A 328-nucleotide genomic window follows, 5' to 3' on the forward strand; every position below is an offset into this window, starting at 1 on the left:
TTCCCAGTAGTCACTTCTCAACACTTGAAAAGCTTAATGAATGGGGCTTTGTGGTCAATAGCGATATGCAGCAACTTCAAAATATTGAGGAATGTATCGCTTACTGTGAGATGCTTAGCGATAAGAGGTCATCACTCGATTATGAAATAGACGGCATCGTGTTTAAGGTGGATGATTTTGCAGCCCAAATGGAATTAGGCTTCGTTGCGCGTGCGCCACGCTGGGCTGTTGCTTATAAGTTTCCTGCTCAAGAGGAGCTTACAGTGCTCGAAAGCGTTGACTTTCAGGTTGGGCGTACCGGCGTTCTCACGCCTGTTGCTCGTTTAAA

At 46.0% G+C, this 328-nt stretch carries 1 pseudogene; it reads left to right on the forward strand.

Annotated features, from left to right (window positions below):
• Window positions 1–328, forward strand: a pseudogene (gene ligA, locus A3763_RS06180) (NAD-dependent DNA ligase LigA); the annotation flags it as partial.

The sequence above is a fragment of the Oleiphilus sp. HI0128 genome, from assembly GCF_001635365.1.